General features: G+C 71.0%; 16 protein-coding genes. 10 read left to right on the plus strand and 6 right to left on the minus strand.

Annotation, left to right across the window (positions count from 1 at the left end):
* Positions 1-15: 15 nt before the first annotated feature.
* Together ACT3T5_RS04050 and ACT3T5_RS04055 are read right to left on the minus strand one after the other, a co-directional pair.
* Positions 16-1551 (minus strand): UDP-N-acetylglucosamine 1-carboxyvinyltransferase, encoded by a 1536-nt coding sequence (locus ACT3T5_RS04050; protein WP_444593675.1) that lies wholly within the window; start codon positions 1549-1551, stop codon positions 16-18.
* A 56-nt stretch (positions 1552-1607) separates the two neighbouring features.
* On the minus strand, positions 1608-2135 hold the full coding sequence (locus tag ACT3T5_RS04055; protein ID WP_444578924.1) for an HNH endonuclease: 528 nt from the start codon (positions 2133-2135) through the stop codon (positions 1608-1610).
* A gap of 262 nt (positions 2136-2397) precedes the next feature.
* Between ACT3T5_RS04055 and ACT3T5_RS04060 the strand changes: the two genes are divergently transcribed.
* Together ACT3T5_RS04060 and nagE are read left to right on the plus strand one after the other, a co-directional pair.
* Complete coding sequence (locus ACT3T5_RS04060; RefSeq protein ID WP_193117528.1) at positions 2398-4101, plus strand: cation:proton antiporter; 1704 nt, start codon at positions 2398-2400, stop codon at positions 4099-4101.
* A 170-nt stretch (positions 4102-4271) separates the two neighbouring features.
* Complete coding sequence (gene nagE / locus ACT3T5_RS04065; protein ID WP_444593676.1) at positions 4272-6203, plus strand: N-acetylglucosamine-specific PTS transporter subunit IIBC; 1932 nt, start codon at positions 4272-4274, stop codon at positions 6201-6203.
* Between the two features lie 18 nt (positions 6204-6221).
* Here the strand turns inward: nagE and ACT3T5_RS04070 are convergent, their stop codons facing one another.
* Positions 6222-9629, minus strand: a complete 3408-nt coding sequence (locus tag ACT3T5_RS04070) for a phosphodiester glycosidase family protein (protein ID WP_444593677.1) — start codon at positions 9627-9629, stop codon at positions 6222-6224.
* Between the two features lie 128 nt (positions 9630-9757).
* Here ACT3T5_RS04070 and ACT3T5_RS04075 point away from each other — a divergent pair, with 128 nt between their 5' ends.
* Positions 9758-11143 (plus strand): hypothetical protein, encoded by a 1386-nt coding sequence (locus ACT3T5_RS04075; RefSeq protein ID WP_444593678.1) that lies wholly within the window; start codon positions 9758-9760, stop codon positions 11141-11143.
* Here ACT3T5_RS04075 and ACT3T5_RS04080 read toward each other — a convergent pair.
* A complete protein-coding gene (locus ACT3T5_RS04080) occupies positions 11140-12192 on the minus strand; it encodes an erythromycin esterase family protein (protein WP_444578920.1) in 1053 nt (350 codons plus the stop codon). The two genes, ACT3T5_RS04075 and ACT3T5_RS04080, sit on opposite strands and share 4 nt — an antisense overlap.
* 73 nt (positions 12193-12265) lie before the next feature.
* On the opposite strand from ACT3T5_RS04080, the gene ACT3T5_RS04085 reads away from it, so the two are divergent.
* The 4 genes from ACT3T5_RS04085 to ACT3T5_RS04100 all read left to right on the plus strand — a co-directional run bounded on the left by ACT3T5_RS04085 (position 12266) and on the right by ACT3T5_RS04100 (position 18743).
* Positions 12266-14164 carry a beta-L-arabinofuranosidase domain-containing protein gene (locus tag ACT3T5_RS04085; RefSeq protein WP_444593679.1) on the plus strand — a complete coding sequence of 633 codons (1899 nt, stop codon included), beginning with the start codon at positions 12266-12268 and terminating at the stop codon, positions 14162-14164.
* 153 nt (positions 14165-14317) lie between these two features.
* Positions 14318-16495, plus strand: coding sequence for an RNA polymerase recycling motor ATPase HelR (gene helR / locus ACT3T5_RS04090; RefSeq protein ID WP_444593680.1), 2178 nt, complete (start codon positions 14318-14320; stop codon positions 16493-16495).
* A gap of 75 nt (positions 16496-16570) precedes the next feature.
* Entirely contained in the window at positions 16571-18364 is a 1794-nt protein-coding gene (locus tag ACT3T5_RS04095; protein ID WP_441447818.1) for a glycoside hydrolase family 2 protein, read from the plus strand.
* Between the two features lie 199 nt (positions 18365-18563).
* Positions 18564-18743, plus strand: a complete 180-nt coding sequence (locus ACT3T5_RS04100) for a hypothetical protein (protein WP_193117535.1) — start codon at positions 18564-18566, stop codon at positions 18741-18743.
* Positions 18744-18762: 19 nt separating this feature from the next.
* Here ACT3T5_RS04100 and ACT3T5_RS04105 read toward each other — a convergent pair whose 3' ends face one another.
* Together ACT3T5_RS04105 and ACT3T5_RS04110 are read right to left on the minus strand one after the other, a co-directional pair.
* A complete protein-coding gene (locus ACT3T5_RS04105) occupies positions 18763-20175 on the minus strand; it encodes a peptide MFS transporter (protein WP_444593785.1) in 1413 nt (470 codons plus the stop codon).
* A 132-nt stretch (positions 20176-20307) separates the two neighbouring features.
* Positions 20308-21846, minus strand: a complete 1539-nt coding sequence (locus ACT3T5_RS04110) for a phytoene desaturase family protein (protein WP_444578914.1) — start codon at positions 21844-21846, stop codon at positions 20308-20310.
* Between the two features lie 113 nt (positions 21847-21959).
* On the opposite strand from ACT3T5_RS04110, the gene ACT3T5_RS04115 reads away from it, so the two are divergent.
* From ACT3T5_RS04115 to ACT3T5_RS04125, 3 genes are all read left to right on the plus strand, one after another.
* On the plus strand, positions 21960-22796 hold the full coding sequence (locus tag ACT3T5_RS04115) for a siderophore-interacting protein (protein ID WP_444578912.1): 837 nt from the start codon (positions 21960-21962) through the stop codon (positions 22794-22796).
* Positions 22796-23443, plus strand: a complete 648-nt coding sequence (locus ACT3T5_RS04120; RefSeq protein ID WP_444593681.1) for a DNA-3-methyladenine glycosylase I — start codon at positions 22796-22798, stop codon at positions 23441-23443. Before ACT3T5_RS04115 ends, ACT3T5_RS04120 begins: the two co-directional genes overlap by 1 nt.
* Positions 23444-23576: 133 nt before the next feature.
* Positions 23577-24899: an O-acetylhomoserine aminocarboxypropyltransferase/cysteine synthase family protein gene (locus tag ACT3T5_RS04125; RefSeq protein WP_444578909.1), complete on the plus strand. Its 1323-nt coding sequence runs from the start codon at positions 23577-23579 to the stop codon at positions 24897-24899.
* Positions 24900-24941: the final 42 nt, after the last annotated feature.

The raw sequence follows: 24941 nt of genomic DNA on the forward strand, positions 1-24941 counted from the left end.
GGGCCCAGCTCCTACTCAGATGTCCTTGAACGTCTCGATGCGCGCACCGAGCTTGTTGAGGCGCTCGGCGAGGTCCTCGTAGCCGCGGTTGATGACGTACACGCTGCGCAGCACCGAGGTGCCCTTCGCGGCGAGCATGGCCAGCAGGATCACGACGGCGGGACGCAGCGCCGGCGGGCACACGATCTCGGCGCCGCTCCAGCGGGTCGGCCCGTCGATGAGCACGCGGTGGGGATCCATGAGCTTGACCTTGGCCCCGAGCTTGTTGAGCTCGGTGAGGTAGATGGCGCGGTTCTCGTACACCCAGTCGTGCAGCAGCGTCTGGCCCTCGGCGGTCGCGGCGATCACGGCGAAGAAGGGCAGGTTGTCGATGTTCAGCCCCGGGAACGGCATGGGATGGATCTTGTCGATCGGTGCCTTGAGCTGCGAGGGGTGCGTCGTGATGTCGACCAGACGGGTCTGCCCGTTGCGGGCGAGGTACTCCTCGGACCGGTCGTAGCGCAGCCCCATCTCCTCCAGCAGCGCCAGCTCGATCTCCATGAACTCGATCGGCACGCGCTGCACGGTGATGCTGGAGCTGGTCACGATCGCGGCGGTGATCAGGCTCATCGCCTCGATCGGGTCCTCGCTGGGGGCGTACTCGACATCGGTGCTGATCTCGGCCTTGCCGTGCACGGTGAGCGTGGTGGTGCCGATGCCCTGGATGCTCACGCCGAGCTTCTCGAGGAAGAAGCACAGGTCCTGGACCATGTAGTTGGGGCTCGCGTTGCGGATCACCGTCTCGCCCTCGTACCGGGCTGCGGCCAGCAGGGCGTTCTCGGTGACGGTGTCGCCGCGCTCGGTGAGCACGATCGGCCGACGGGGGCCGACCCCGGGGGAGACTGTCGCCTGGTAGTCGCCCTCGGTGGCGACGACGTCGAGGCCGAAGGGGCGCAGCGCCGTCATGTGCGGCTCGACGGTGCGCGTGCCGAGGTCGCAGCCGCCGGCGTAGGGGAGCTGGAAGGACTCCTCACGGTGCATCAGCGGGCCCATGAACATGATGATGCTGCGGGTGCGGCGCGCCGCATCGGCATCGATCGAGGCCAGGTCGAGCGAGGTGGGGACCTTCAGCTCGAGGTCGTTGTCCTCGTTCATCCAGCGGGCCTTGACGCCGATCGAGGTGAGCACCTCGAGCAGGCGGTTGACCTCTTCGATGCGGGCCACCTTGCGCAGGATCGTGGTGCCGGTGTTCAGCAGCGACGCGCAGAGCAGGGCGACGCCGGCGTTCTTGGAGCTCTTGACGTCGATGGAGCCGCTGAGGGTCCGCTGGCCCTGGACGCGCAGATGGCTGGGGCCCGAGGTGCCGAGGCCCACCAGTTCGGAGTCCAGGGCGGAGCCGATCTTCGAGATGGTCTCCAGCGTCAGGTTCTGCTGACCCTTCTCGATCCGGTTCACGGCGCTCTGGCTGGTGCTCAGCTGATCGGCGAGCTGAGCCTGGGTGAGGCCGGAATGCTGACGGGCGTCACGGATCAGGGTGCCGATACGGGCCAGGTAGTTCTCGTTCTCAGTCATGGATCGACCGTATCTCATAGATGAGATACGGGGTGGAGGTCGGCGTGCGGAGCGGGTCACACCGCGAGAAGCACCGGCAGCGCCTCGACCTGACCGCCGACGCGATAGGCCAGCGCCGGATCGTACGGCTCGAAGCGCAGATCCATGCCCGCCTCCAGCGGCGTGAGGGCGCCTTTGCGGTTGTTGCACTCCTTGCAGGCGCTCACCAGGTTCCACCAGGAGGACTCCCCGCCCCGGGAGACCGGCTGGATGTGGTCCACCGTCGCCAGCAGTGCTTCGCAGGGCGGTCGTTTGGAGACGCTGCGCCCGCAGTAGGCGCAGGTCCAGTGGTCGCGCTCGTGGATCGCCCGATAGGAGAAGCCGACGGAGCGCTGTCCGGCACCTTCGACCCAGGCACCGCTCAGCTCGCGGGTCAGCTCGAGCGCGGTGGGGAGGATGCGGTCCTCGACGATGATCAGCTCCACCGGGCTCGCGACCTCGCGGCGGATCATCCCGAAGGCGTGGCGCACGGACGTGGTGTGCAGGAGCTCGCCGATCCCGGTGTCGACGTCGTACCCGCGGTTGTAGACCCTCACCACGCTCATCGTCACCACCGCCTCTCCGGACCACCCGTCATAGTGTGGTCCGCTTCACGTCCGGTTTCCACTGAATTGTGCTCCCTGGCGGCGACAAGAGTGTGACGCGAGGCCGTACGACCTGGAAACTCTGCGTGTCGGGCGCGACGTCGCCCCCCCGTCCTGAGGGAAATCCCAGCCGGGCGAGACGATCGATGAGAAAATGGGCGCACGGCCCGGAGATCGGGTGTGCCGCCGAACGGTGGAGCGAAGGCCACCGGGAGGACACTCCATGGGTTTGGAACAGTTCGAGGTCGTCGCCGTCCTGGCCGTGCTGATCATCGTCGCTGCGTCGTACTTCTCGAGCCGTTTCGGACTCGCCACTCCGATCATCCTGGTGATCGTGGGTCTGGCCGTGAGCGTCATCCCGGGGATGCCGCTGATCGCCCCGGAGCCCGAGCTGATCCTCGCGCTGGTGCTGCCGCCGCTGCTCTATTCGGCGGCCGTCAACATGCCGGTGATGGACTTCCGACGCGATCTGAAGACCATCGGCGCGCTCTCCGTGATCCTCGTCCTGGTGTCCGCCTTCGGCGTCGGGACCCTGCTGTGGGCGATCTTCCCGACTCTCAGCTTCGCCGCCGCCGTGGCCGTGGGCGCCGTGGTCAGCCCTCCCGACGCCGTCGCCGCGACCGCCATCGGCAAGCGATTGGGGCTCCCGCCGCGACTCCTGACGATCCTCGAGGGCGAGGGCCTGGTCAACGACGCGACCGCCCTGGTGCTGCTGCGCACCGCCGTCGCCGCGACGGCCGGCGCGTTCTCCTTCTGGCAGGCCGCCGGGGACTTCTTCTACGCGGTGGTGGTCGCCATCGCGATCGGTGCCGCCGTCGGGTTCGTCGCGGTGCGCATCCGTTCCAAGATCGACCAGCCCGTGCTCACCACTGCGATCTCCTTCGTCGTGCCGTTCATCGCGTTCCTGCCCACCGAGCTCGCGAACGCCTCCGGGGTGCTCGCCGTGGTCGCCGCCGGCCTGGTGACCGGCGCGAGCAGCGTGCGCCGCCTCAGCGTGGCGGACCGCAATGCCGAGCGCACCAACTGGCTCACCGTCCAGCTGCTGCTGGAGAACGGCGTGTTCCTGCTGATGGGTCTGCAGCTGCGCACGCTCGTCACGGACGTCTCCGAGGGCGGGCTGTCGGTGTGGCACGCCGTCTGGGTGGGTCTCGCCGTCACGGTGCTGCTGGGCCTGATCCGGGTCGCCTTCGTGGTCCCCGTGGTGTTCACCGCCCGCCGCCGACGTCCGGACTACGAGGAGCAGGCCCGGCGCTTCGACGAGGCGCTGGAACGGGTCTCGGCCGACGAGCGCTTCCAGCAGCACCCCCGGAGTGCACGCTTCGAGCGCTGGCTGCAGCGTCGCCGCGCCGATGCCCGGTTCTACGCCGGGAACGGGCTGGGCTGGCGCGGCGGCGCCGTGCTCGCCTGGTCGGGCATGCGCGGCGTGGTCACCCTCGCCGCCGCGCAGTCCCTGCCCACGGACTTCCCGTATCGCACCCAGCTGGTGCTGGTCGCGTTCGTGGTCGCGCTCGTGACCCTCGTCGGCCAGGGCGGGACGCTCCCGCTCCTGATCCGCGTGCTCGGCATCCGGGGCACCGACGAGGAGCAGGCCCGACGCGAGCTCGCCCTGCTGCTGGTCGAGATCAACGAGGCGGCCGCCGGTCAGGTGCTCGACAACCCCGATCTGCGCCGCCGCGGCGGTGAGCACTTCGACCCGGGGGTGCTGGAGAAGGTGCGGGAGGTGCAGGCCCGGATCGCCGATCCCCAGCTCCGCAGAGCCGCCGAGGATCCCGTCAAGTCGCAGTACGCAGAGCTCATGCAGCTGATCCTCGACGCCCAGCAGGATGCCCTGAACGAGGCCCGTTCGACGGGCTCCTACGACTCCAGCACGATCAAGACGGCCCAGAAACGGCTCGACCAGGGGTCGGTGCGCGCCTCCGGGACCTGAGCGGCAACCGCACCCGGCGGTGAGCGTCATGCGGGATCCGTCATGCCTGCTCCCCCTGAGCATGGTGCTGAGCCGGTGCGGGGGCACAATGGCGGCCGTCCCCAGGCACGCACCTCCCGGCACCGTCGTCGGCCCTTCCGGTGCGTCCTCGACCCCCTCGAGAGGTACCCATGAAGTTCTTCCAGCGCCTCGGCAGATCGCTGATGCTGCCGGTCGCCGTGCTCCCCGTCGCCGCGATCCTCAGCGGCATCGGCTACTGGATCCTGGCCGCCACCGGCAACGAGACGAATGTCGTCGGCGGCTTCTTCAAGATCGCCGGCGGAGCCCTCCTCGACCAGCTCCCGCTCCTGTTCGCCATCGGCGTCGCCATCGGCATGGCCAAGAAGCCCGACGGCACCTCGGCCCTGGCGGGCCTGGTCTCCTGGCTCGTGGTCACCAATCTGCTGTCGCCGGCAAGCGTGGCGATCTTCAAGGGGATCGCCGAGGAGGATGTCAACCTCGCGTTCTCCAACGTCGAGAACGTCTTCGTGGGCATCATGTGCGGCCTGATCGGCGCCTACTCCTATGACCACTTCAAGGACTCCGAGCTGCCCGACGCCCTGGCGTTCTTCTCCGGTCGTCGCTCCGTGGCGATCGTCGCCGCCGGTGCCTCGCTCGTGCTCTCCCTGGTGCTGTTCTTCCTGTGGCCGCTCGTGTTCACCGGCCTGGTCGGATTCGGAGAGTTCATCCTGACCCTCGGCCCGCTCGGCGTGGGCATCTACGGCTTCCTCAACCGCATGCTCATCCCGCTGGGCCTGCACCATGCCCTGAACTCCGTGTTCTGGTTCGACGTGGCCGGGATCAACGACCTCGGCAACTTCCTCAACGCCACCGGCACCTACGGCGTCACCGGCCAGTACATGACCGGCTTCTTCCCCGTGATGATGATGGGCCTGCCGGGCGCCGCGCTCGCGATGTATGTGACCGCGAAGTCCTCGCGCCGCAAGGTGGCGGCGGGCGTGCTGTTCTCCAGCGCCATCGCCTCGTTCTTCGTGGGCGTCACCGAGCCCCTCGAGTTCTCGTTCATGTTCCTCGCCCCGGGCCTGTACGTGGTCCACGCCCTGTTCACCGGCATCTCCATGGCGGTCTCCGCGATGCTCCCGGTGCGGATGGGCTTCGGCTTCTCCGGCGGCTTCATCGACCTGGTGCTGGGCTGGGTGAACCCCATGGCCCAGAACCCCTGGGCGATCCCGCTGATGGGCATCTTCTGGTTCGCGGTGTACTTCGTGGTGTTCCGCGCGATCATCCTCAAGTTCGACCTCAAGACCCCCGGTCGCGACGAGGGCGACCTGCTCACCGATGAGAACGCCGTGCTCTCCGGCGAACGGAAGCACCTCGCCGAGGCGACGGCCTTCCTCGCCGCGCTCGGCGGCAAGGACAACATCACCGACCTGGAGAACTGCACGACCCGGCTGCGGATGGAGGTCGCCGACACGACGCTCGTGGACGACGGTGCTCTGAAGCGGGCCGGCGCCGCGGGCGTGGTCCGCCCGGGCGGCCAGTCCGTGCAGGTCATCTACGGCACCAGCGTCCAGTTCGTGAAGGACGCGATGGAGTCGATCATGACCGGCCGGGTCGATCCGGTCGACGACGCGCAGCTCGCGGCGGAGGCAGGGACAGAGGCCGACGGCGGCGCCGACACCGCGGTGCGCACCAGCCACCTCGTGCGCCTGCGCCAGCCGATGGCCGGTGCGGTCATCCCGCTGTCCGAGGTCCCCGATCCGACGTTCGCCCAGGAGATCATGGGCCCGGGCGTCGCGATCGAGCCGACCGACGGCGAGGTCGTCGCTCCCGCCGCCGGCACCGTGGGCCATGTGTTCCCGACCGGGCACGCGGTCGCGCTGGTGCTCGAGGACGGCGTCGAGCTGCTGATCCACGTCGGCGTGGACACGGTCCAGATGAAGGGCGAGGGCTTCACCACCCTCGTGGAGGCCGGCCAGAAGGTCTCCGCCGGCACCCCGCTGCTGCGCGCCGACCTCTCGGCCATCCGCGTCGCCGGGCATCCGGCGGTCACGCCGATCCTGGTCATGAACGACAAGGATGCGCGGATCGAACTGGTCTGATCCGCGCACCCTCCGCGGTCAGCGCCCGGCGACCTCCACCGTGGAGGTCGCCGTGCGGCCGTTGACCGTGACCGAGAGGGTCGCGGTGCCCGGGCGCATGCCCGTGATCTCGCCGGTCGTGGGGTTCAGGCGCACCACGCCGCGGCGATCGGAGCTCTTCGCCCCGTCGCCGAGCACCTGCACCCCCTCGCCGCCCCACTGGGCGGTCACCGGCCAGGCCACGGGCACGGTGCGTCCGTCCTGGGTGAAGCTCGCCGAGGTGCTGGCCACACCGCCCACCGTCAGCGTCCGTGGAGCCTGCACCGAGATCTCGTCGACCCACGGATGGGTCTCGGCGGCCAGCCAGTCCACTCGGTCCTGTGTGCTCGGAGCCGTGCCGACCGCGCCGGCGGCGGGATCGACGCCGAGCATGGTCCAGCCGGTGAATCCGCCGGTGGTGGGGGTGCCGGCCGGGCTCTTCCCGGAGTTGCCGTTGATCAGGGTGGTCACGCCCTCCGTGGCCGCGCCGTGGAAGGCGCCGACGTGTCCGTTGACCAGCGCGACGGACTTCCCGGAGGTGCGGCGGAAGTCCGCCAGCAGATCCTCGACGGCGCGGGCCTCGCGCTGATCGGTGAGCTGGCTGGTCATGCTGGGCAGGGGATCGGTGGGCGGGTGGTGGAAGAAGACCGTGACCCCGGTGAGGTCCGCGTCGCCCGCGGCCTCCTCGAGCGTGCTCTCCAGCTCGGCGATCTGGTCGATGCCCCCTCCGGCGAGCGTGCCCGAGGAGGTGTTCAGCGTGACCACCCTCGTTCCGCCGAGATCCTGCTGCGTGGTGACGGGACCGAAGGCGGCCTCGAAGGTCGAGATGTCCCCGCCCATCACCTCGTGGTTCCCGGGCACGTACACGTACGGGATCTCCTCGCCCCACTCCTCCTCGAGGATCTGCGCGGCCAGGGCGAAGTCCTCGGGGGCGGCCTCGTCGACGAAATCGCCGTTGATGACCAGCAGGTCCGGTTCGGCATCCTTGATCTCGCGCAGCGTGCGACGCGCGCCCTCGACGGCCCCTGACCCGGGATCGGCGGCGATGAACTGCGCGTCGCTCAGCACGGCGATCTGCTGGGGACGATCCACCACGCTCCCGGTGGACAGCAGGGCCGGGTCGTGCACGGGCGACTGCTCGGGGAGGTCCACCGCCGGGGTGGTGATCGCCTCGAGATTCGCGACGGCGATGTCACCGGAGTACTGCGCCTCGGGGCGGGTCTCCATCATCCGCACCCGCTGCACGGTGAGCGGCTGCGCGAGGCCCTCGGGCACGGTGAAGCGCACCTGCTCCCAGCCCTCGTGGTCGATCATGTCGCCGTCGAGGTTGGTGACGGTGCCCTCGGCGTCGGCCACCTGCAGGCGCGGCCAGGCGCCGCTGGCATCGCCGCGTACGTCCATCGTGAAGGCGAGTGCATCGCCCTGGACCGTCACCGGCTCCGTCGCCACCAGGTAGAAGCCGCGGGTGGCGGTAGAGGTGGTGAAGTCGTAGCTCATCCCGATCGCAGAGCCGGCTTCGCCGTCGGGGCCCTCGGCGGCGCTGATCGTGCCGGTCGCGCGGGCCGCGTCCGTGGCGAACGCGGAGAGGTCCGAGAGGTCCAGCACCGTGGTGATCTCGGTGCCGTGGGTGAGAGCCACCGTGGTGGAGAGATCGCCGACGGTGAGGGTCGCCGAGCCCGTCTCGGTGGCGCCGGTCGCGGTGACCGTCCACGCACCGGTCCCGTCCGGGGTGACCTCGAAGCCGCCGTCGACGGCGACCTCCACGTCGGCGGTCTCGATGCGGGCCCGCTGCCCGTCGGCGTCGACGCCGTCCAGGGTCAGCTCCGCGGAGTCCTCGGCGTCGGCCAGGTTCAGGGCGCGCACCGCCGGTTCGAGGCCGACGGGCGTGCCGAGCACGCGCAGCTCCAGGCGGTCCTCGAGCGTTCCCGTCGAGTACGTCACCGAGCCGGTCCCGCGCCCGGTGCCGCGCACGACCGCGCCCTCGGCGTCGGAGGAGACCAGGTCGAGGGGCCCGTCGGCCGCGAAGAAGCCCTCCGCCTTCAGCGGTTCGAAGTTCGCCCCGAGACCTGTGCCGCGCAGGGTGCGCTGCAGGCCGGGGAAGACGGCGTTGTCGTCCAGCGAGGTGGTGGTCTGCACGGCGGTGAGCTCCTCCAGCGGGGCATCGGAGTAGAAGACGAGAGCGTTGGGGACGTCACGGACCTTTCCGTCCGAGGGACTGTTCCAGATCGAGGAGCCCTCGGCGCCGGCGGTGCGCGCGGCGAGGGCGGAGGAGCCGCCGCCGTCGAGGTTCACCGCATTGTGCGCACCCATGTCCTGCAGGATCTTCCCGGCCTCCGGCAGCGTCATGCCGCGGGAGTCGGTGGTGCGGCCATCGATGACCATGACGAACAGCTCGCTGCCGTCCCGGGACACGCCCACCGCCGTGCGCGGATGGTCGCCCGTCACGAGCGAGTCGTCGCCCATCTCGGGCACGGCGCCGTCGGTGAGGATCTGGTGGGAGCCGGCGAGGCCGAAGTCCACGTCCGCACTCGGGCCCACCTCGATGTCGACGCGGTCGCCCACCTCGAGGTCGGCGATGGTCTCCGCGCCGTCCTCGCGGCCCAGGAGCACCTGCTCGCCCTCGGCGATGTCCGGTTCGCCGGCGCTGTCCTGGAGGCCGCTGACCTCGGTGACGACGCCGTCGACGATGCTCGCGCGGGCCACCTGCTCGGCGGGGGCGTCGGGGGCGCCCATCGGACGGTCCAGGGTGTACTCGCCCCAGGCGGCGGTGTACAGACCGATGCCATCCGCTGAGATCGAGGGGTTGTTCATCCCGGCGAGCTCGAGCGAGGTGCCGTCGGCGAGGGTCGCGGTGCCCGTCGCCGAGAGCGCCTGGATCGCGGCGTGGCCGTCGGCGATGGTGAGGGCCGGCTGCGGGGAGGGGGAGCCCATCTGCACGCCCTGCTGCGAGATGGAGGTGTAGATCGGGGCGTCGGAGTGGTTGATGTCGAAGAAGGTGCCGTTGACTGCGGCCACGGCCCGGTCGCCGTGCTCACCGGAGGCCATCACCTCCTGCAGCGGCGCGCGCCCGGAGACGGAGTCGCCGTGGGCCACGTCCAGCGAGAGCGTCGGGACGTCGAGGTCCGCGGTGAGCACGCTGCCCTCGTTCCAGCCGCCGTCCTCCAGGCGGGAGAAGTTCGTGAGGTCCAGGCCCGGGGCCACCTGATAGGTGCGGGAGTCGCGGAGCACGCCGTCGGCGGCGAGCTGGTCGTCGGTGACCTCGGCGGCTGCGGGCGGGGCCTGCATCGCCTGCAGAGCCAGGGCGGAGGGGGCGAGCAGGGCGAGGGCCGCGAGCAGAGCGAGGAGCCTCGCGGGTGGGGAACCCGCTGCCGGGGAGGAGGGGCGGGTGGGCGAGGAGTGGGCGACCATCACGATTCCGGGAGAGGTGGGGAGAATGGGTGGGGGCGCCCACACCGTATGCTCCCTGCGCTCCCGGGGAGGGGCGAACGGGTGAACGTCCGGTGGCAGGAACCGTCGTGGGCCGTCATGCTGGGGGGATGGCGGAGATGACGGACGAGCAGTGGAAGCAGGAGCGCGAGCTCGTGCTGTCCGAGTACGGCACCTGGCGCATCACGGCCGATGACGAGGCCCCGGTGGCGGGAGAGGTCAGCACCCTGGAGACGCTGCTGCGCCTGAAGGCCGAGCAGCAGGGGAGCCCGGAGCCCGGATGGTGGACGCAGGAGCTCGCCACGCAGCTGCTCACCGAGGTCGTGCCGCGCACCGTCGTCCAACCGCGCGAGCGCGTGATGGACATGGTGCCCACGCTGGTGCGCTTCTTCACCTATCTCGCGGAGACCGGTCGCTGGGAAGCCGGCGCGATGCCGATCACGGAGGCGCCCGCGATGGTGGAGTCGCTGGAGTTCGCGACCCTCGAGGCGGCGGATGACCCCTCGCGCCGCTCCTTCTCCACGAACGTGCTGGGTCACGGCATGGCCCTCGGAGTCGACCTCGAGGACGACGAGCAGCTGGCCGGCTACATGCACTGGTACAACTCGCTGCCCGACGAGGAGCGCGTCGAGCTCAGCGACACCGGACGCCTGCCCGCGCCGACGGTGGCCTTCGATCGCGAGGAGGAGATGCAGGCCGCCCGGACCGACAGCACCGTCTCGGGGACCTGGCCGTGGTTCCTGCCCGCGCTCGACGAGGACGACGGGATCGCCCTGGAGGACATGGTCCCCGGGGATGACCACGCGGTCTACGCCGGCAACGCCTTCGTGCGCCGGGCCGCGGCCCTCCTCGATCTCCTCGGGGACGGGGACCGTCCCGTCACCGCCACCGGCGCGCTGAACCGGGCGGACTGCATCGTGCTGCTGGAGGGCGAGCACGCGGGGACGGCGCCGGCGGTGCGGACGATGTGGGAACGTCCCGAGCTCGCCGGTCCCTGGGTCACCCTGCTGGACGGCGGCTGGCTCGAGGTCACCGGCTCCCGGGTGCGCCGTCGGCCGGGACCCGTGCCCTACGTCGCCCCTGATGCCGACTCCGAGGCCGCAGAGGGTTTCGTCGAGTTCGGCCATGCGGTGCTCACCGCGCACCTCTTCGGCAAGGACGCCCGGGAGATGGAGGACGGAGGGTTCCGCGGGATGCCCGACACCATCGCCGCGCTGCTCACTGCCTGCGGACCCTCAGGGCTCACCCTGCCCCGCCTGCAGTCGTCCGATCCGTACGCCCCGCAGGTCCCGATCGACCCGGCCACCGGGGAGTGGGACCGCGACGAGGTCAGCCGCTTCGTCGCCGTGCAGAGGGACCTCGGCGACCTCGCCGAGATCGGGATCCTCGAGCGGGACGGCGAGCACTACACCGGTTCCCCTGCCGTGATGGTCGCCCTCGTCGCGCTGATCAGGGACCAGAACGCACCGGATGACGGAACCGACGGCCGGATCTAGCGGGCCGGGACCCAGGCGGTGTCGGCGACGCTGCCGGGCAGGTACGCAATCGCGGTGAAGTCCGAGGCGGGCCGGGCGATGTCGCCGCGCTGCGTGACGGGTGCTGAGGAGTCGATCTTCCAGCCGAGGAATCGCCGGGGCCCGGGATGGGAGAACTCGGTGGTGAGGACGAACGAGTCGTTGCGGGCGGCGAGCGCCGCCTCCGTCGAGCCGGGCAGCACTGCGGGGAGCGGCACGGAGCGGTAGTCGTCCTCGCCGGTCGACGGGTCCACCGCCCGGCACATGCCCTCACCGCACAGGATGCCGACCGCGGCGTAGTCACCGCCGAGTTCATCGGCCAGAACCTGCCCCATCGCGGGCCCTCCGTAGAAGTCGGGGTTGATCGCCACGTGCTCGTTGTGGGCCCACAGCGCGGTGAGCCCGTTCGTCGGCCGCTGTTCGAGGAGGGTGGCGGCCATGAACCTGTCGCGGAGGTGGAGATCCGGAAGCTCTGGTGCATCCCGGTAGGCCTCGATCCAGCGGAGGAGCTGACGGGCGAGGGCTCCCGTCGACGGTTCGGGACCCGTGGCGAGCCGGCGGCAGAGACGGGTGAGGTTCGCCCGGGCGGGGCCGAGGGGATCGCTGCCGCCGGCGAGCTCGTGCAGCGGCGGTTCGTCGTGGCCGCGGTCGAGCAGGCCCTGCGCGGCGAGGGACGGCTTCTTGATGTCGATCCCGAGGAACGCGATGCGGCGATCCGGGGGCAGCGAGCGGTTCAGATCCCGGAGCGCGCCGAGACCCTCGCGGATCACCGGGGTTCTCCACACGGAGGTGGCCCGGGCCCAGGCGGCGTCGAGGTCTCCGTCACCGCGAAGCGCCCTGTCCACCTGCAGACCCAGTGCGTAGGACTCCTCGAACGCGAGGGCCGAGAGCTTCCCGCGACGAGCGAGCTCGAGCACCAGCTCCATCTTCGCCGCGAAGACGTTCGCGCTGCCATGGGTCGGTTCACCCAGACCGATCACCCCGTCCGCAGGAACCAGTTCGAGGAGATGGTCGGCGGGAAGCGTGGTCACCCCTCCAGTATTGCGGCCGCGCCACCTATCGTGGAGCCGCGCACTGCTGCCACACTCCCAGGAGCGATCGACGATGACGCTGCCCACCACCCGCCTGCACGCCGCCTCCACCGCCCTGCCGCCCGGCGTGATCAGGCCCCGGGGATGGCTCGAGCGCCAGCTGCGGCTCCAGGCCGAGAACATCACCGGGCAGCTCGAGGAGATCTGGCCCGACGTGGGCGCCGACAGCGGCTGGCTCGGCGGGACGGGGGAGAGCTGGGAGCGCGGCCCGTACTACCTCGACGGGCTCGTGCCGCTCGCGCACGCCCTCGGCGACGAGTCGCTGATCGCGAAGGCCCAGCCGTGGATCGAGTGGATGCTCGCCTCCCAGCGTGCCGACGGGTTCTTCGGCCCGGCGGCGACCGAGGACTGGTGGCCGCGCATGGTCGCCGCCAAGGTCCTCGTCCAGCACGCCGAGGCCACCGGCGACGAGCGCGTGGCCCCGTTCCTGCTGCGCTGGCACCGCTACCAGCGCGAGCATCTGCCCTCACGGCCGCTGACCGACTGGGGCAGGGCACGCGGGGCCGAGGACGTGCTCACCATCGCCTGGACCCATCGCGCCACCGGCGAGGACTGGCTGCTCGAGCTCGCCGCGCTGGTGCAGGAGCAGACCTTCGACTGGAACGACCACCTCACCACCGAGCTGATCACCGGGCAGGCCCAGGTGTTCACCCACTCCACCCATGGGGTGAACGTCGCCCAGGGTCTGAAGACCGGGGCGACCGCTCATCTGCTCGACGGCGACCCCGCCCACCGCGACCGCACCGAGGCCGCCCTCGCCGCCCTGGACCGCTGGCACGGACAGGCCCACGGCTGGTTCTCCGGGGACGAGTGGCTCGGCGGGCGGGAGGCCACCGCCGGCATCGAGACCTGCCTCGTGGTCGAGATGATGCACACCGCCTCGACCCTCTCCCGCGTGTTCGGGGACGCGAACCACGGGGACCGTCTCGAATCGCTCGCCTACAACCTGCTGCCCGCCTCGAGCGACCCGTCGATGCGCGGGCACCAGTACCACCAGCAGGGCACCCAGCTCGAGATCTCCGTGGCCCGGCGGGACTGGTCCTACTCGAGCGATGACGCGAACATCCTCGGCCTCGAACCGCATTTCGGGTGCTGCACCGCGAACCTCCACCAGGGATGGCCGAAGTTCGCCACCTCCCTGTGGGCGCGCGACGCCGACGACGCACTGCGAGCGGTCGCCTACGCCCCCGCCACGGTGAGCACCGAGGTGCGCGGCATCCCGGTGCGGATCGACGTCGAGACCGACTACCCCTTCGAGGACACGGTGCGGATCACCGTCGACGCCGACGAGCCCGGCGTGCGCTTCCCGCTGCGGCTGCGGGTGCCCTCGTGGTGCGAGGACCCGACGCTTCGGGTCGACGGGGTGCAGATCGCCGTCGAGGCAGGAATCGCGAAGGCAGGCAGTGATGGGCACGTCGAGATCGACCGGGAGTGGTCCGGCGAGGTGACCCTCGAGCTGACGCTGCCCATGCGCCCGCGGATCGTGCGCCGGGAGCGCCAGGCCGCCGCGGTGCACCTCGGCCCGCTCGTGATGGTCGCGAGCCCCGGGGAGATCTGGACCGAGGTGCCCGACGCCCCGGGGCTGGGGGAGTGGACCGTGCATCCCCGCACCACCTGGAACTGGGCGCTCGCAGATCTCGAGAAGGCGCCCGAGTGGGCGGTGCGTCGCGGCGCGGTGCCGGAGGTGCCGTTCTCGCTCGGCGAGGCGACGACCGTGGAGGCCGTGGGTGCCAGGGTGCGGCAGTGGGGGAAGGACGGCGCCTCCGCCGCCGTTCCGCCGGCGAGCCCGGTGCTCGACCACGGGCCGATCCATGGGATCCGCCTGGTGCCCTACGGGACGGCGAGGCTGCGGGTGATGGAGTTCCCCGTCGTCGGGGCCTGGAGCAGCGCGGACAACCAGCAGCTGTTCTGAGCCGCGGCCCGGCTCCGCGGGCCACTTCCGGCGGAATTCCCCCTGCGTCCCCCTGCGCCGTAATCCCAGTATATGCCCTGGTGGGGGGCTTGCGGCAAGGTCCCCCCGGTGCGCAAGAATCACCGGTCGATCACATCGAGCACCGGGGGAACCATGACCACGACCAGTATTTTCTACCTGCGCGGGCAACGGGCTCACAAGGCCGCGCCCGCCCGCATCGCCGCTGACGACGCTTGTTTCCGGCAGGTCGCGGAGGCGCTCGCGGCGGATATCCGCGAGGTGCAGGGCAACCTCGAGGAGACGCTCCTCCATCAGACCGGGGACGCCGCGGGACGGGTCGAGCGCGAGGCGCGCGTGGACCACTTGCGCGCACGCCTGCACGGGCTGCGGCGCGTCGAGCTGGACGCCGTGCTGGGTCGGATGACCCCGCAGGACGGTTCGGCGCCGCTCTACGTGGGACGGCTGGCGGTCCACGACGACGGCGGCACCCCGCTCCTGCTGGACTGGCGTTCGCAGGCAGCCGAGCCCTTCTTCGCCGCGACCCGTGCGCACCCGCACGGGCTGCTCTCCCGCCGCCGGTACCGCTGGGAGGGCGGCCGGATCCGCGACTACTGGGACGAGACGCTGGGGGAGAGCGCGGAGCAGGGCGACGGCGCAGAGCTCGGGACCAGCCCGGACGAGGAGTCGGCGCTGCTGGACGCCCTGACCCGCGCGCGCACCCCGCAGATGGGCACCGTGCTGACCACCCTCGCCGCAGACCAGGACGCCATCATCCGCGCGAGCTCCCGTCGCCCGCTGGTGGTCGAGGGAGGGCCCGGCACCGGCAAGACCGTCGTCGCCCTGCACCGCACCGCCTACCTGCTGTACACGGACCCGCGCCTGCGGGACCGCCGCGGCAGGGTGCTCGTCGTCGGCCCCCATCAGCCCTACCTCCGCTATGTGGCCGATGTGCTCCCCAGCCTCGGCGAGGAGGACGTGCTCACCTGCACGCTCGCCGACCTTGTTCCCGAGGGTGCGCATGCGGTCCCCGAGAGCGATCCGCAGGTGTCGGCGCTCAAGGCAGGTCCTGCGCTGGTCGCCGCGATCGAGCCCGCGGTCGCCCTGTACGAGGAGCCGCCGGAGGTGGCGCACGTGCTCGAGAGCCAGTGGGGCCCCGTGCGGCTGGAACCCGAGCACTTCGCCGACGCCTTCGAGGCCGTGCATCCTTCGACCCCGCACAACCTCGCGCGCGAAGAGATCTGGCAGGAGCTGGCGGAGATCGTCCTGGCGCAGCTCGACCCGGGCGAGGATCCGGAGGAGGACCCGGTCGTCGAGCAGGTGCGCGAGGAGCTCGCCGCGGACGAGGAGCTCGTGGTGATCGTGCACCGGGCCTGGCCGCTGCTGGAGGCGAGGGATCTCGTCGGGGATCTCTTCGAGGTCCCCGCCTACCTGCGGCGATGCGCGCCCACCCTGGGTCCGCAGGAGGTGCGGATCCTGCAGCGCGAGCAGCCTCGCGCGTGGACGCTCGAGGACCTGCCGCTGCTCGACGCCGCCCGGCACCGGCTCGGCGATCCGGGAGCCGACGGTCGGCGTCGCCGGCAGGACGCGGCCCGCCGGGAGACCGTCGAGGAGGTGGAGCTGATGACCGACTACCTCATCGCCTCCGACAGCTCCGACATGAAGGAGATGTCCATGCTGCGCGGCGAGGACCTGCGCAATGCGCTGGAGGATTCCACCTACGTCGAGGTCGCGGCACCGGACGTGCTGGCCGGCCCGTTCGCCCACGTCGTCGTCGACGAGGCGCAGGAGCTCAGCGATGCCCAGTGGGCGATGATCCTGCGGCGCTGCCCGTCGGAGAGCCTCACCCTCGTGGGTGACAGGGCGCAGGCGGCGCACGGCTTCACCGAGACCTGGGAGGAGCGGCTCGCCCGGGTGGGCCTGGAGCGGGTGGAGCGGTCCACGCTCACGCTGAACTACCGCACCCCGGCAGAGGTCATGGAGCACGCGGAACCGGTGATCCGGGCTGCGCTGCCCGATGCGAACGTGCCGACCTCGATCCGCGAGTCCGGGATGCAAGTGCGCCACGGCCGACCCGACGAGCTCGGCACGATCCTCCAGCGCTGGCTCGCCGAGCACGAGGAGGGGACGGTCTGCGTGATCGGGGAGGACACCGGGTACCGGCAAGAGCGCGTCATGACGCTCCCGCCCCACCTGGTGAAGGGGCTCGAGTTCGACCTCGTGGTGCTCGTGGAGCCGGAGAGCCTCGGGGCCGGCATCGAGGGCGCGGTCGCGCGGTACGTCGCGATGACCCGGGCCACGCAGGAGCTGGTGGTGCTCTCGACGGAGTCCTGATTCCCACGTGGGCAGTGAAGTTGTGGCAGGCTGTGCGGGTACCGCTGGCCCCCTCTCCACCAGGAGCGAACGACGATGACGCTGCGCGCCACCACGCATGACGGCACCCACCCCCGCCCCACGATGATGCGCGAGGACTGGACGCTGCTCGACGGCGCCTGGGGATTCGCCCATGACGACGACGCGGTGGGCCTTGCCGAGCGCTGGTTCGAGCCTGCCCGCGACGAGCACTTCGATCGCGAGATCACCGTGCCCTTCGTGCCCGAATCCGAGGCCTCCGGGATCCACGACACCGCCTTCCACCCGGTGGTCTGGTACCGCCGCACGATCACCGCGTCGGCCGCTGCCGGCACTCGGCTCCTGCTGCACCTGGGCGCCGTGGACCACGAGGCCCACGTGTGGGTGGACGGGCACCTGGCCGGGCACCACGTGGGTGGGCAGACCGCTTTCACCTGCGATCTGACCGACCTCCTCGCCGAGGGCACGGAGCACGTGCTCGTGGTGCGCGCCCACGATGATCCGCACGACGTCGAGCTGCCCCGGGGGAAGCAGGACTGGCGCGAGGAACCGCACGGCATCTGGTACCACCGCTCCACCGGGATCTGGCGCAGCGTGTGGCTCGAGACCGTGGCCGAGCAGCACGTCACCGGATTCCACTGGGACTTCGACATGCCGCGCGCCCGTGTCGACGTGACCCTGCGCCTGGCCCGTCGGCCCGAGCCCGGCACCACCGTGCGGATCGCCTTCGCGGGGGAGGAGCAGAGCCTGGGCGCCGTCGAGGTCGCCGCGCACGACCCGCGCGTGCAGACCACCATCGACGTGCCCGCGGTGCGCAACACCCAGGACCGCGACCGCCTGCTGTGGAGCCCCGAGCATCCGCACCTCGTGGACGTCACCCTGCAGGTGCTCGTCGACGGAGAGGTCGTCGACGAGGCCGCGAGCTACCTCGGCCTGCGCACCACCGGCATCGACCGCGGCCGGTTCCTGCTCAACGGGGAGCCGTACTTCGTGCGCTCCGTGCTCGAGCAGGGCTACTGGCCCACCTCCCAGCTCACCGCACCGACCCTCGCGGCGTACAAGGAGGAGGTGGAGCTGATCAAGGAGCTCGGCTTCACCGCGGCCCGTATCCACCAGAAGGTCGAGGATCCTCGCTTCCTGTTCTGGGCGGACCGGCTCGGCCTGCTGATCTGGGGCGAGACCGCCAACGCCTACTCGTACTCACCCCGCGCCGTCGCCGCGATCACCGCGGAGTGGACGGAGATCGTCGAGCAGGTGCGCGCCCATCCGTCGGTGGTCACGTGGGTGCCGATGAACGAATCCTGGGGCGTGCGCGACCTCGCCGACCACGCCCCGCAGAAGGACCTCACGATCGCGCTGACCGCGATCACCCGGGCCCTGGACCCGAGCCGGCCCGTGGTCGCCAACGACGGCTATGAGATCACCGGCGGGGACATCCTCGCGCTGCACGACTACACGACCGACGCCGCGACCCTGGAGCGTCGTTATGCCGATGACACCGCGGTGCAGGACGTCCTGGAGGGCCGGGGTCCGCAGGGTCGGCGCCCGGTCGACGACGCCGCCCAGCACGTCACCGAGGGTGCCCCGGTGATGCTCACCGAGTTCGGCGGGATCGCCTACGCCGCCGAGAACACCTGGGGCTACGCGACGGTCACCACCCCGGAGGAGTTCGAGGCGAAGGTGGGCGGGCTGTTCGCCGCGCTCAACGCCAGCCCCGTGCTCGCCGGTCACTGCTACACGCAGCTCACCGACACCCTCCAGGAGGCCAACGGCCTCGCGGACGCGGACCGTCGGCCCAAGCTCGACGCGGCCACGATCCGGGCGTTCGTGACGGGGCGCGCTGAGCGGTGATCGCACGACGGTGATCGCACGACGGTGAACGCACAACGGTGCACGCACGATGTGATGGTGAAGGCGCTGCTCGGGACGCGCTGGTCCGGTGACCACTTGGACATCTGACCGAAAGTTCCTACGGTGAGGCCATGGAACCCGTCCCCGCGTCCCGTGCCCGCCCGCCGATCCATCGGACCCGTCGGACCGGAGAAGGCCGATGATCGCGCTGCTGAGCGCGGTCGGGGCCCTCGCGGTCCTCTCCTTCGTGCTCTTCGTCGCGCTGGGCCTGCTCAAGGGCTGGCACGACACGACCGCCCGGACGCTGCTGCGCGTCGCGGGCGGTCTGGGCATCGTGTGCGCCGTGATCGGCGTGCTCATCCCCGTCGTCATGCCCTGACGGCGGGGGAGCGGGGGCGTCAGAGGACGCCGCGCATGCCCTGGTGCACCGGCTTCGAGATCGCCAGCATGATCAGGCCGATCGCGATGGTCACCGCGCCGAGGATGCCGAAGTAGGCGCCCTCGGTCTCGGCGGAGTAGAACTGCGCGAGCGCACCGGAGAGCGACGTGCCCAGGGCGATCGACAGGTTGTACAGCGCCATCATCATCACCGGGAACGCCGCGGGGGCGAGCTTCGTGGTGAGCGAGAGACCCACCGGGGACAGCGAGAGCTCGCCGAGCGTGGCGACCAGCATGATCAGGGCGATCCACAGCACCGGCACCGAGGCCACCGGGACCATCGGCAGGAACAGCAGGAATGCCGCGCCCATCAGCATGATGCCCAGGGCGAACTTCTTCGGGGTGGTGGGCTGGCGGGTGCAGAGCTTCGTCCACAGCGCCGCGAACAGGGGTGCCAGCGTGATGATGAAGAACGGGTTGAAGGACTGCGCCCAGGAGATCGGCATCTCCCAGCCGAACAGGTTGCGGTCCAGCCGGGTGTCCGAGTACAGCGTGATCACCGTGAACTGCTGCTGGAACAGCGCGAAGAACGCCGCGGTCCCGACGAACAGCGGGATGAAGGCGACCACGCGCGAGCGTTCGTCGCCGGTCACCTTCTCCGAGGTCAGCAGCAACGTGAAGATGACGACCGCGCCGACCACCGACAGGCTCACCATGATGGTCGCCAGGTTGCCGGGGTTCATCGCCCCGGTGAGCACGAGGATCAGCACCACCAGCACCACGACCACGGCGATCGCGGCCCACAGCGGGTACTTCGAGCGCGGCAGGGGATCGGGGACCACGTGCACGGTGCGCGGCAGCGACCTACGGGTGAGCAGATACTGCGTGAGCCCGACGGCCATGCCGATCGCGGCCAGCCCGAAGCCGAGGTGGAAGCCCCATTCCTTCTGGGCGAAGCCGGTCACGAGCGGACCGAAGAGCCCGCCGATGTTGACGCCCATGTAGTAGATGGAGAAGCCGGCGTCGCGCCGGGTGTCCTGGAGGTCGTACAGCGAGCCGACGAGCGTCGCGGCGGTGGCCTTCAGGCCGCCGGAACCGATCGCGACCAGCAGCAGTCCGGCGACCAGGCCTGGCACTCCCGGCACGAGGGCCAGGGCGAGGTGGCCGATCATGATCATCACGGCGCTGCCGAACAGGGTCTTCTCCGGGCCCAGCAGCCGGTCCGAGACCAGCGCGCCGAGGATCGAGAAGATGTACACCGAGCCGCCGTACGCGCCGACGATGCTGAGGGCTACGCCCTCGTCGATCCCCAGACCTCCGGCCGTGGCCGAGAAGTACATGTAGATCGCGAGGATGCCCTGCATGCCGTAGAAGCTGAAGCGCTCCCACAGCTCCACGCTGAACAGGTTCGCCAGCGGCCGGGGCTGGCCCATGAAGGTCTTGCCGGAGGGATTGTGCAGATCCGCCTCACGACTCTCGGCCGCGGGGGCCGACGGGGTCGGAGCGGAGGGGTCTGAAGAATTCACGGTCAATCATCCTGCGACACAGGACGTCCTCCGTCACGTTCAGGGACGCGGATGTGACGGGTCAGTCGCGGAGCCTGTCATGTCGGTCGCCTGCGGGGACAGGTCCGGCAGCTCGTGGATCCCGAACTCGTGGCGCAGCACCCGTCGCGCGGCGTGCCAGCCGTTCATGCCGTGCACGCCCGGGCCGGGCGGCGTCGCGGCAGAGCACAGGTACCAGCCGGTGTCGGCGAGCCGGTACGGATCCCAGCGGGCGGTGGGTCGGGCGATCATGCGCCACATGGTGACCTGCCCCAGCGAGATGTCCCCGCCCACGAGAGCGGGATTGTGGTGGGGCATGTCTGCCGCGCTCACCCCGCGAGAGGCGACCACCACGTCGCGGAATCCCGGCGCGAAGCGCTCGATCTGGCGCATGACCAGCTCGGTGGGGTCCGTGGTGTCGCCGGTGGGGACGTGGGCGTAGGCCCACAGCGGTCGCAGGCCGGCCTGGATGCGGGAGGGGTCGCCGACGGACGGGTCGCTGACCAGCGTCACCGGATGCTCGGGGACCCGGCCGGCCGCGACCTCGGCCTCGGCGGCCGCCATCTGCGCACGGGTCCCGCCCAGGTGCTGCGTGCCGGCGCGGCCCACCTCCGCATCGCGCCACGGCACCGGGCCGGACAGCACGAAGTCGACCTTCGCGGCGGCGTTGCCGTGCCGGAAGCGCCGCAGCGAGTCCTCGAGGGACCGGGGCAGTCGGTTCGCGAGGATGTCCGCCGCGGCGCCGGCGGTCGTGTCCAGCAGCACCGCTCGCGCCGACGGGACATCGCGCCAGGTGCTCACGTGGTGACCGGTGACGATCTCGCCGCCATGGGCGCGCAGGTCGGCGACGAGGGCGTCGATGATCGCCTGCGAGCCGCCGACGGGGATCGGCCAGCCGGTGCCGTGCGCCAGGGTGCCCAGCAGTGCGGAGGTGGCGCCGAGGGCGAGGGACGGAAGATCCCCGATCGCGTGGGAAGCGACCCCGGTCAGGAGGGCCCGGGCCCGCTCCGTGCGGAAGGGCAGGTTCCAGGCGGCGGTGCCCTGCAGGCCCAGCAGAGCACCGAACATCGGCGCCGCGGCGAGCGTGCGGGGGCTCAGCAGCGCCGACGGCACGGACCGCTTGTCGCCCAGGGACAGCTCGACCACCAGGTCCCAGTGGGCCGCGAGGGTGCCGAGGGTGGCGCGCCAGGCGGCGGCGTCGGCCCCGAGGCCTGCGGCGGTGCGCTCCACATCCCGCCAGGCGATCGCCGCGGGCTCGTCGTCCAGGGGCTGGGCGTAGGACGCCTCCGGGGTGCGCAGCTCCACCCCTCGGGCCCTCACGTCGAAGGCACGGAAGAACGGGCTCGCCAGGGCGAGCGGCTGCACGGCCGAGCAGATGTCATGGGTGATGCCGGGGGCGAGGCCGAGATCCAGGGTGCGGGCGCCGCCGCCGATCGTGTCCTGCGACTCCAGCACCTGCACCCGCAGCCCGGCGCGGGCGAGGGTGACGGCGGCGGCGAGGCCGTTGGGCCCCGAGCCGACGACGACGGCATCGAGCTCGGCGAATCGCTGTGCACTCATGTCCCCAGCTTAGACGTCGTGATCCGAAAGCCAGCAGAGACCAGCAGAGACCAGCAGATGAGATCCCAGCTGCCGTTCATTAACGAAACGCAGGTGTCGCGTAATGTGGAGACATGGAGACCACGCCTGCCCCGTCCGCCCCCGCGAAGCGCCCCCGGAAGCAGGCGGTGCTCGAGGTGAGGGACAAGACCCGTCTCTCCCCGCGCCTGCTCCGAGTGACCCTGGGCGGGGAGCAGTACGACCACCTCAACCGCAACGAGAACAGCGACGCCTACGTCAAGCTGCTCATCGCCGATCCCGCCTCCGGCCTGCACCCGCCATACGATCTCGACGCCCTCCGCGAGGAGCAGCCCGAGCTGCTCCCGGCACGCCGCACGTACACCGTGCGTCATTGGGACGACGAGGCCCGCACCCTCGACCTGGACTTCGTGCTGCACGGCCACGGCGAGGACAGCGGGATCGCCGCCCGCTGGGCGGACGAGGCCCTGCCCGGCGACCTGATCGCCCTCTCCGGAGCCGGCGGCGGCTACACCCCGCAGCCCGGCACCAGGACCCACCTGCTGATCGGCGACCACGCCGCGCTGCCCGCGATCGCCGCGTCCCTCGAGGCCATGGACGAGCAGGCCGAGGGTCTCGTGCTCCTCCACCTCGATCACGAGGAGGACGCGCTCGAGCTCCCACGGCCCGCCGGTGTCGAGCTGCGCTGGATCGTCGGTGAGCGCGAGCTGCTGCTCGAGGCCGTGCGCGGTCTGGACCTGTCCCGCACCGAGGGCCTGCAGGTGTTCTGCCACGCCGAGCGAGGGCTGACCAAGCAGCTGCGCCGGCTCCTCGTGAAGGACTCCGGGATCCCGCGCGAGCAGATCTCGGTCTCCGCGTACTGGGCGCTGGGTCGGATCGAGGACCAGTTCCAGGCCGAGAAGCGCGAGATCATCGGGAAGATCGACGACTGATGGCCGACGGTCTCGTCCTCGGGCCCGACGGGCTCCACCGGCCGGCCTGGGCCTCCGTGCACGAGGACCTCCGCCACTACTACGACACCGAGTGGGGCCTCCCGGTGCGTGACGAGCACGGAGTCTTCGAGCGCCTCGCCCTCGAGGGGTTCCAGTCCGGGCTGTCCTGGGCGACGATCCTGCGCCGACGCGAGGGGTTCCGGCGGGCCTTCGCCGGCTTCGAGGTCGAGGTCGTGGCCGATTTCGGTCCCGAGGACGTGGAGCGGCTGCTCCACGACGAGGGCATCATCCGCCATCGCGGCAAGATCGAGGCGACGATCTCCAACGCGCGGGCCACGATCGCCCTGCGCGGCCTCGACGGGCTCGGCCCGCGCGGCGAGCTCGGGCCCGGCGCCGATCTGGCGGATCTGGTCTGGTCCCACCGGCCCGAGCGCACCCCGATGCCCGCGACCGCGCAGGACGTCCCCACCACCAGTGCCGAGTCGATCGCCCTGGCGAAGGAGCTCAAGCGCCATGGGTTCCGTTTCGTCGGCCCCACCACGATGTTCGCGCTCATGGAGGCGCTCGGCGTGGTCGACACCCATCTGCTGGGATCGCACCGCCGCGGATCCTCGCAGGTGTGGACGCAGCACGGCTCTCCCGCCTGACATGACGGTGCGTGACCCGGTGCGACGTGAAGCCCGCGCACGGCCACAGTCCGTCACACTCCTCGCGCGCACTGCGCGGTCTCCCCGAAGCTGAGCAGGATTCCGCACAGGACGACACCCCCGGGGAGGCCACGTGAGCACGTCAGCGATCCACGCAGGCTGGAGCGGCGGCGACATGCACGGCGCCGTCACACCCCCGATCTACGCCACGAGCGCCTATGCGCACCCGGACCACGATTCCCTCAAGGAGCTGTTCGCCCGGCGCCGCAGCGGCTTCGCCTATGCCCGTTCCGGCAACCCCACCACGGCGGTGCTCGAGCAGCGCCTCACCGCGCTCGAGGGTGGGATCGGGGCGATCGCGGTGGCCAGCGGCCAGGCCGCCACCACGATCGCCCTGTGCGCGCTGCTCGAGCCGGGCAGCCATGTCGTCGCCTCCGAGCTGCTGTACGGCGGAACCACCGAGTTCCTCGACGACACCCTGGCCGACCTCGCCGTGACCACCACGACCGTGGATCCCTGGGACCTCGATGCCTGGGAGCGTGCGATCACCCCGAGCACCCGCGTGGTGCTCGTCGAATCCATCGCGAATCCCGGCGCGCAGCTCGTGGACCTCGACGCGATCAGCGCGATCGCCCACGCCCATGACGTGGCGGTGGTCGTGGACGCGACGCTGTCCACCCCCGCGCTGTACCGGGCGGGCGACCACGGGGCCGACGTCGTCGTGCACTCCGCCACCAAGTACCTCTGCGGCCACGGCACCACCATCGCGGGGATCATCGTGGACACAGGGCGCTTCGACCCGCGGCGATGTCCGCAGCGCTGGCAGCGGCTGACCACCCGCAACCGGCGTTTCGGCGTCGTCTTCGCCGACGACTACGAGCGCGGCGCCTCGGGGCTGCTGTCCTACGCCCGCGCGAAGTACGTCACCGACTTCGGGACCACCCTGCCGGCGACCAGCGCGCAGCAGATCCTGGTGGGCATCGAGACCCTCGACCTGCGGATGCGCAAGATCAGCGCCGATGCCGCGACGCTCGCCGGGCGCCTGCACGGCAGCGCCGGGATCGCCCGGGTCAACCATCCGAGCATCCCGGGCCGTCCCGACGCGCACCTCGTCCGTCGCGACTTCCCCCACGGCACCTCCGGCGTGTTCTCCGTGGACCTCGCCGGGGGAGAGGAGGCGGCCGCCGCCTTCTGCAACGCCCTGGAGCTGTTCACCCTCGCCGTGAACATCGGCGATGCCCGATCGCTGGTCTGCCACCCCGGGACCACGACGCATTCGCATCTGACCGAGCCCCAGCGTCGGGCCTGCGGGGTGCACCCGGGCACGGTGCGCCTCAGCATCGGCCTCGAGGATCTCGAGGACCTCTCCGCCGATCTCGAGCGGGGCCTGGCCGCCGTCGAGGCGGTCGCACCCGGGACCGATCGAGCGGCGCAGGAACCGGCTCTGCTGAGCTGATGCCGCACAGGCCGCGGTGATGTCCGACGCGTCGGGGAACAC

Source organism: Brachybacterium sp. AOP3-A1-3 (assembly GCF_052378285.1).
GTDB lineage: Bacteria > Actinomycetota > Actinomycetes > Actinomycetales > Dermabacteraceae > Brachybacterium.

Bases quoted from the DNA above. Each gene is read 5' to 3' on its own strand.
- ACT3T5_RS04085 (WP_444593679.1), top strand. From the start codon at position 12,266: ATGACGCTGCCCACCACCCGCCTGCACGCCGCCTCCACCGCCCTGCCG.
- ACT3T5_RS04120 (WP_444593681.1), top strand. From the start codon at position 22,796: ATGGCCGACGGTCTCGTCCTCGGGCCCGACGGGCTCCACCGGCCGGCC.
- nagE (WP_444593676.1), top strand. From the start codon at position 4,272: ATGAAGTTCTTCCAGCGCCTCGGCAGATCGCTGATGCTGCCGGTCGCC.
- ACT3T5_RS04105 (WP_444593785.1), bottom strand. From the start codon at position 20,175: ATGGGCCAGCCCCGGCCGCTGGCGAACCTGTTCAGCGTGGAGCTGTGG.
- ACT3T5_RS04075 (WP_444593678.1), top strand. From the start codon at position 9,758: ATGGCGGAGATGACGGACGAGCAGTGGAAGCAGGAGCGCGAGCTCGTG.
- ACT3T5_RS04110 (WP_444578914.1), bottom strand. From the start codon at position 21,846: ATGAGTGCACAGCGATTCGCCGAGCTCGATGCCGTCGTCGTCGGCTCG.
- ACT3T5_RS04095 (WP_441447818.1), top strand. From the start codon at position 16,571: ATGACGCTGCGCGCCACCACGCATGACGGCACCCACCCCCGCCCCACG.
- ACT3T5_RS04100 (WP_193117535.1), top strand. From the start codon at position 18,564: ATGATCGCGCTGCTGAGCGCGGTCGGGGCCCTCGCGGTCCTCTCCTTC.
- helR (WP_444593680.1), top strand. From the start codon at position 14,318: ATGACCACGACCAGTATTTTCTACCTGCGCGGGCAACGGGCTCACAAG.
- ACT3T5_RS04070 (WP_444593677.1), bottom strand. From the start codon at position 9,629: ATGGTCGCCCACTCCTCGCCCACCCGCCCCTCCTCCCCGGCAGCGGGT.
- ACT3T5_RS04050 (WP_444593675.1), bottom strand. From the start codon at position 1,551: ATGACTGAGAACGAGAACTACCTGGCCCGTATCGGCACCCTGATCCGT.
- ACT3T5_RS04115 (WP_444578912.1), top strand. From the start codon at position 21,960: ATGGAGACCACGCCTGCCCCGTCCGCCCCCGCGAAGCGCCCCCGGAAG.
- ACT3T5_RS04060 (WP_193117528.1), top strand. From the start codon at position 2,398: ATGGGTTTGGAACAGTTCGAGGTCGTCGCCGTCCTGGCCGTGCTGATC.
- ACT3T5_RS04055 (WP_444578924.1), bottom strand. From the start codon at position 2,135: ATGAGCGTGGTGAGGGTCTACAACCGCGGGTACGACGTCGACACCGGG.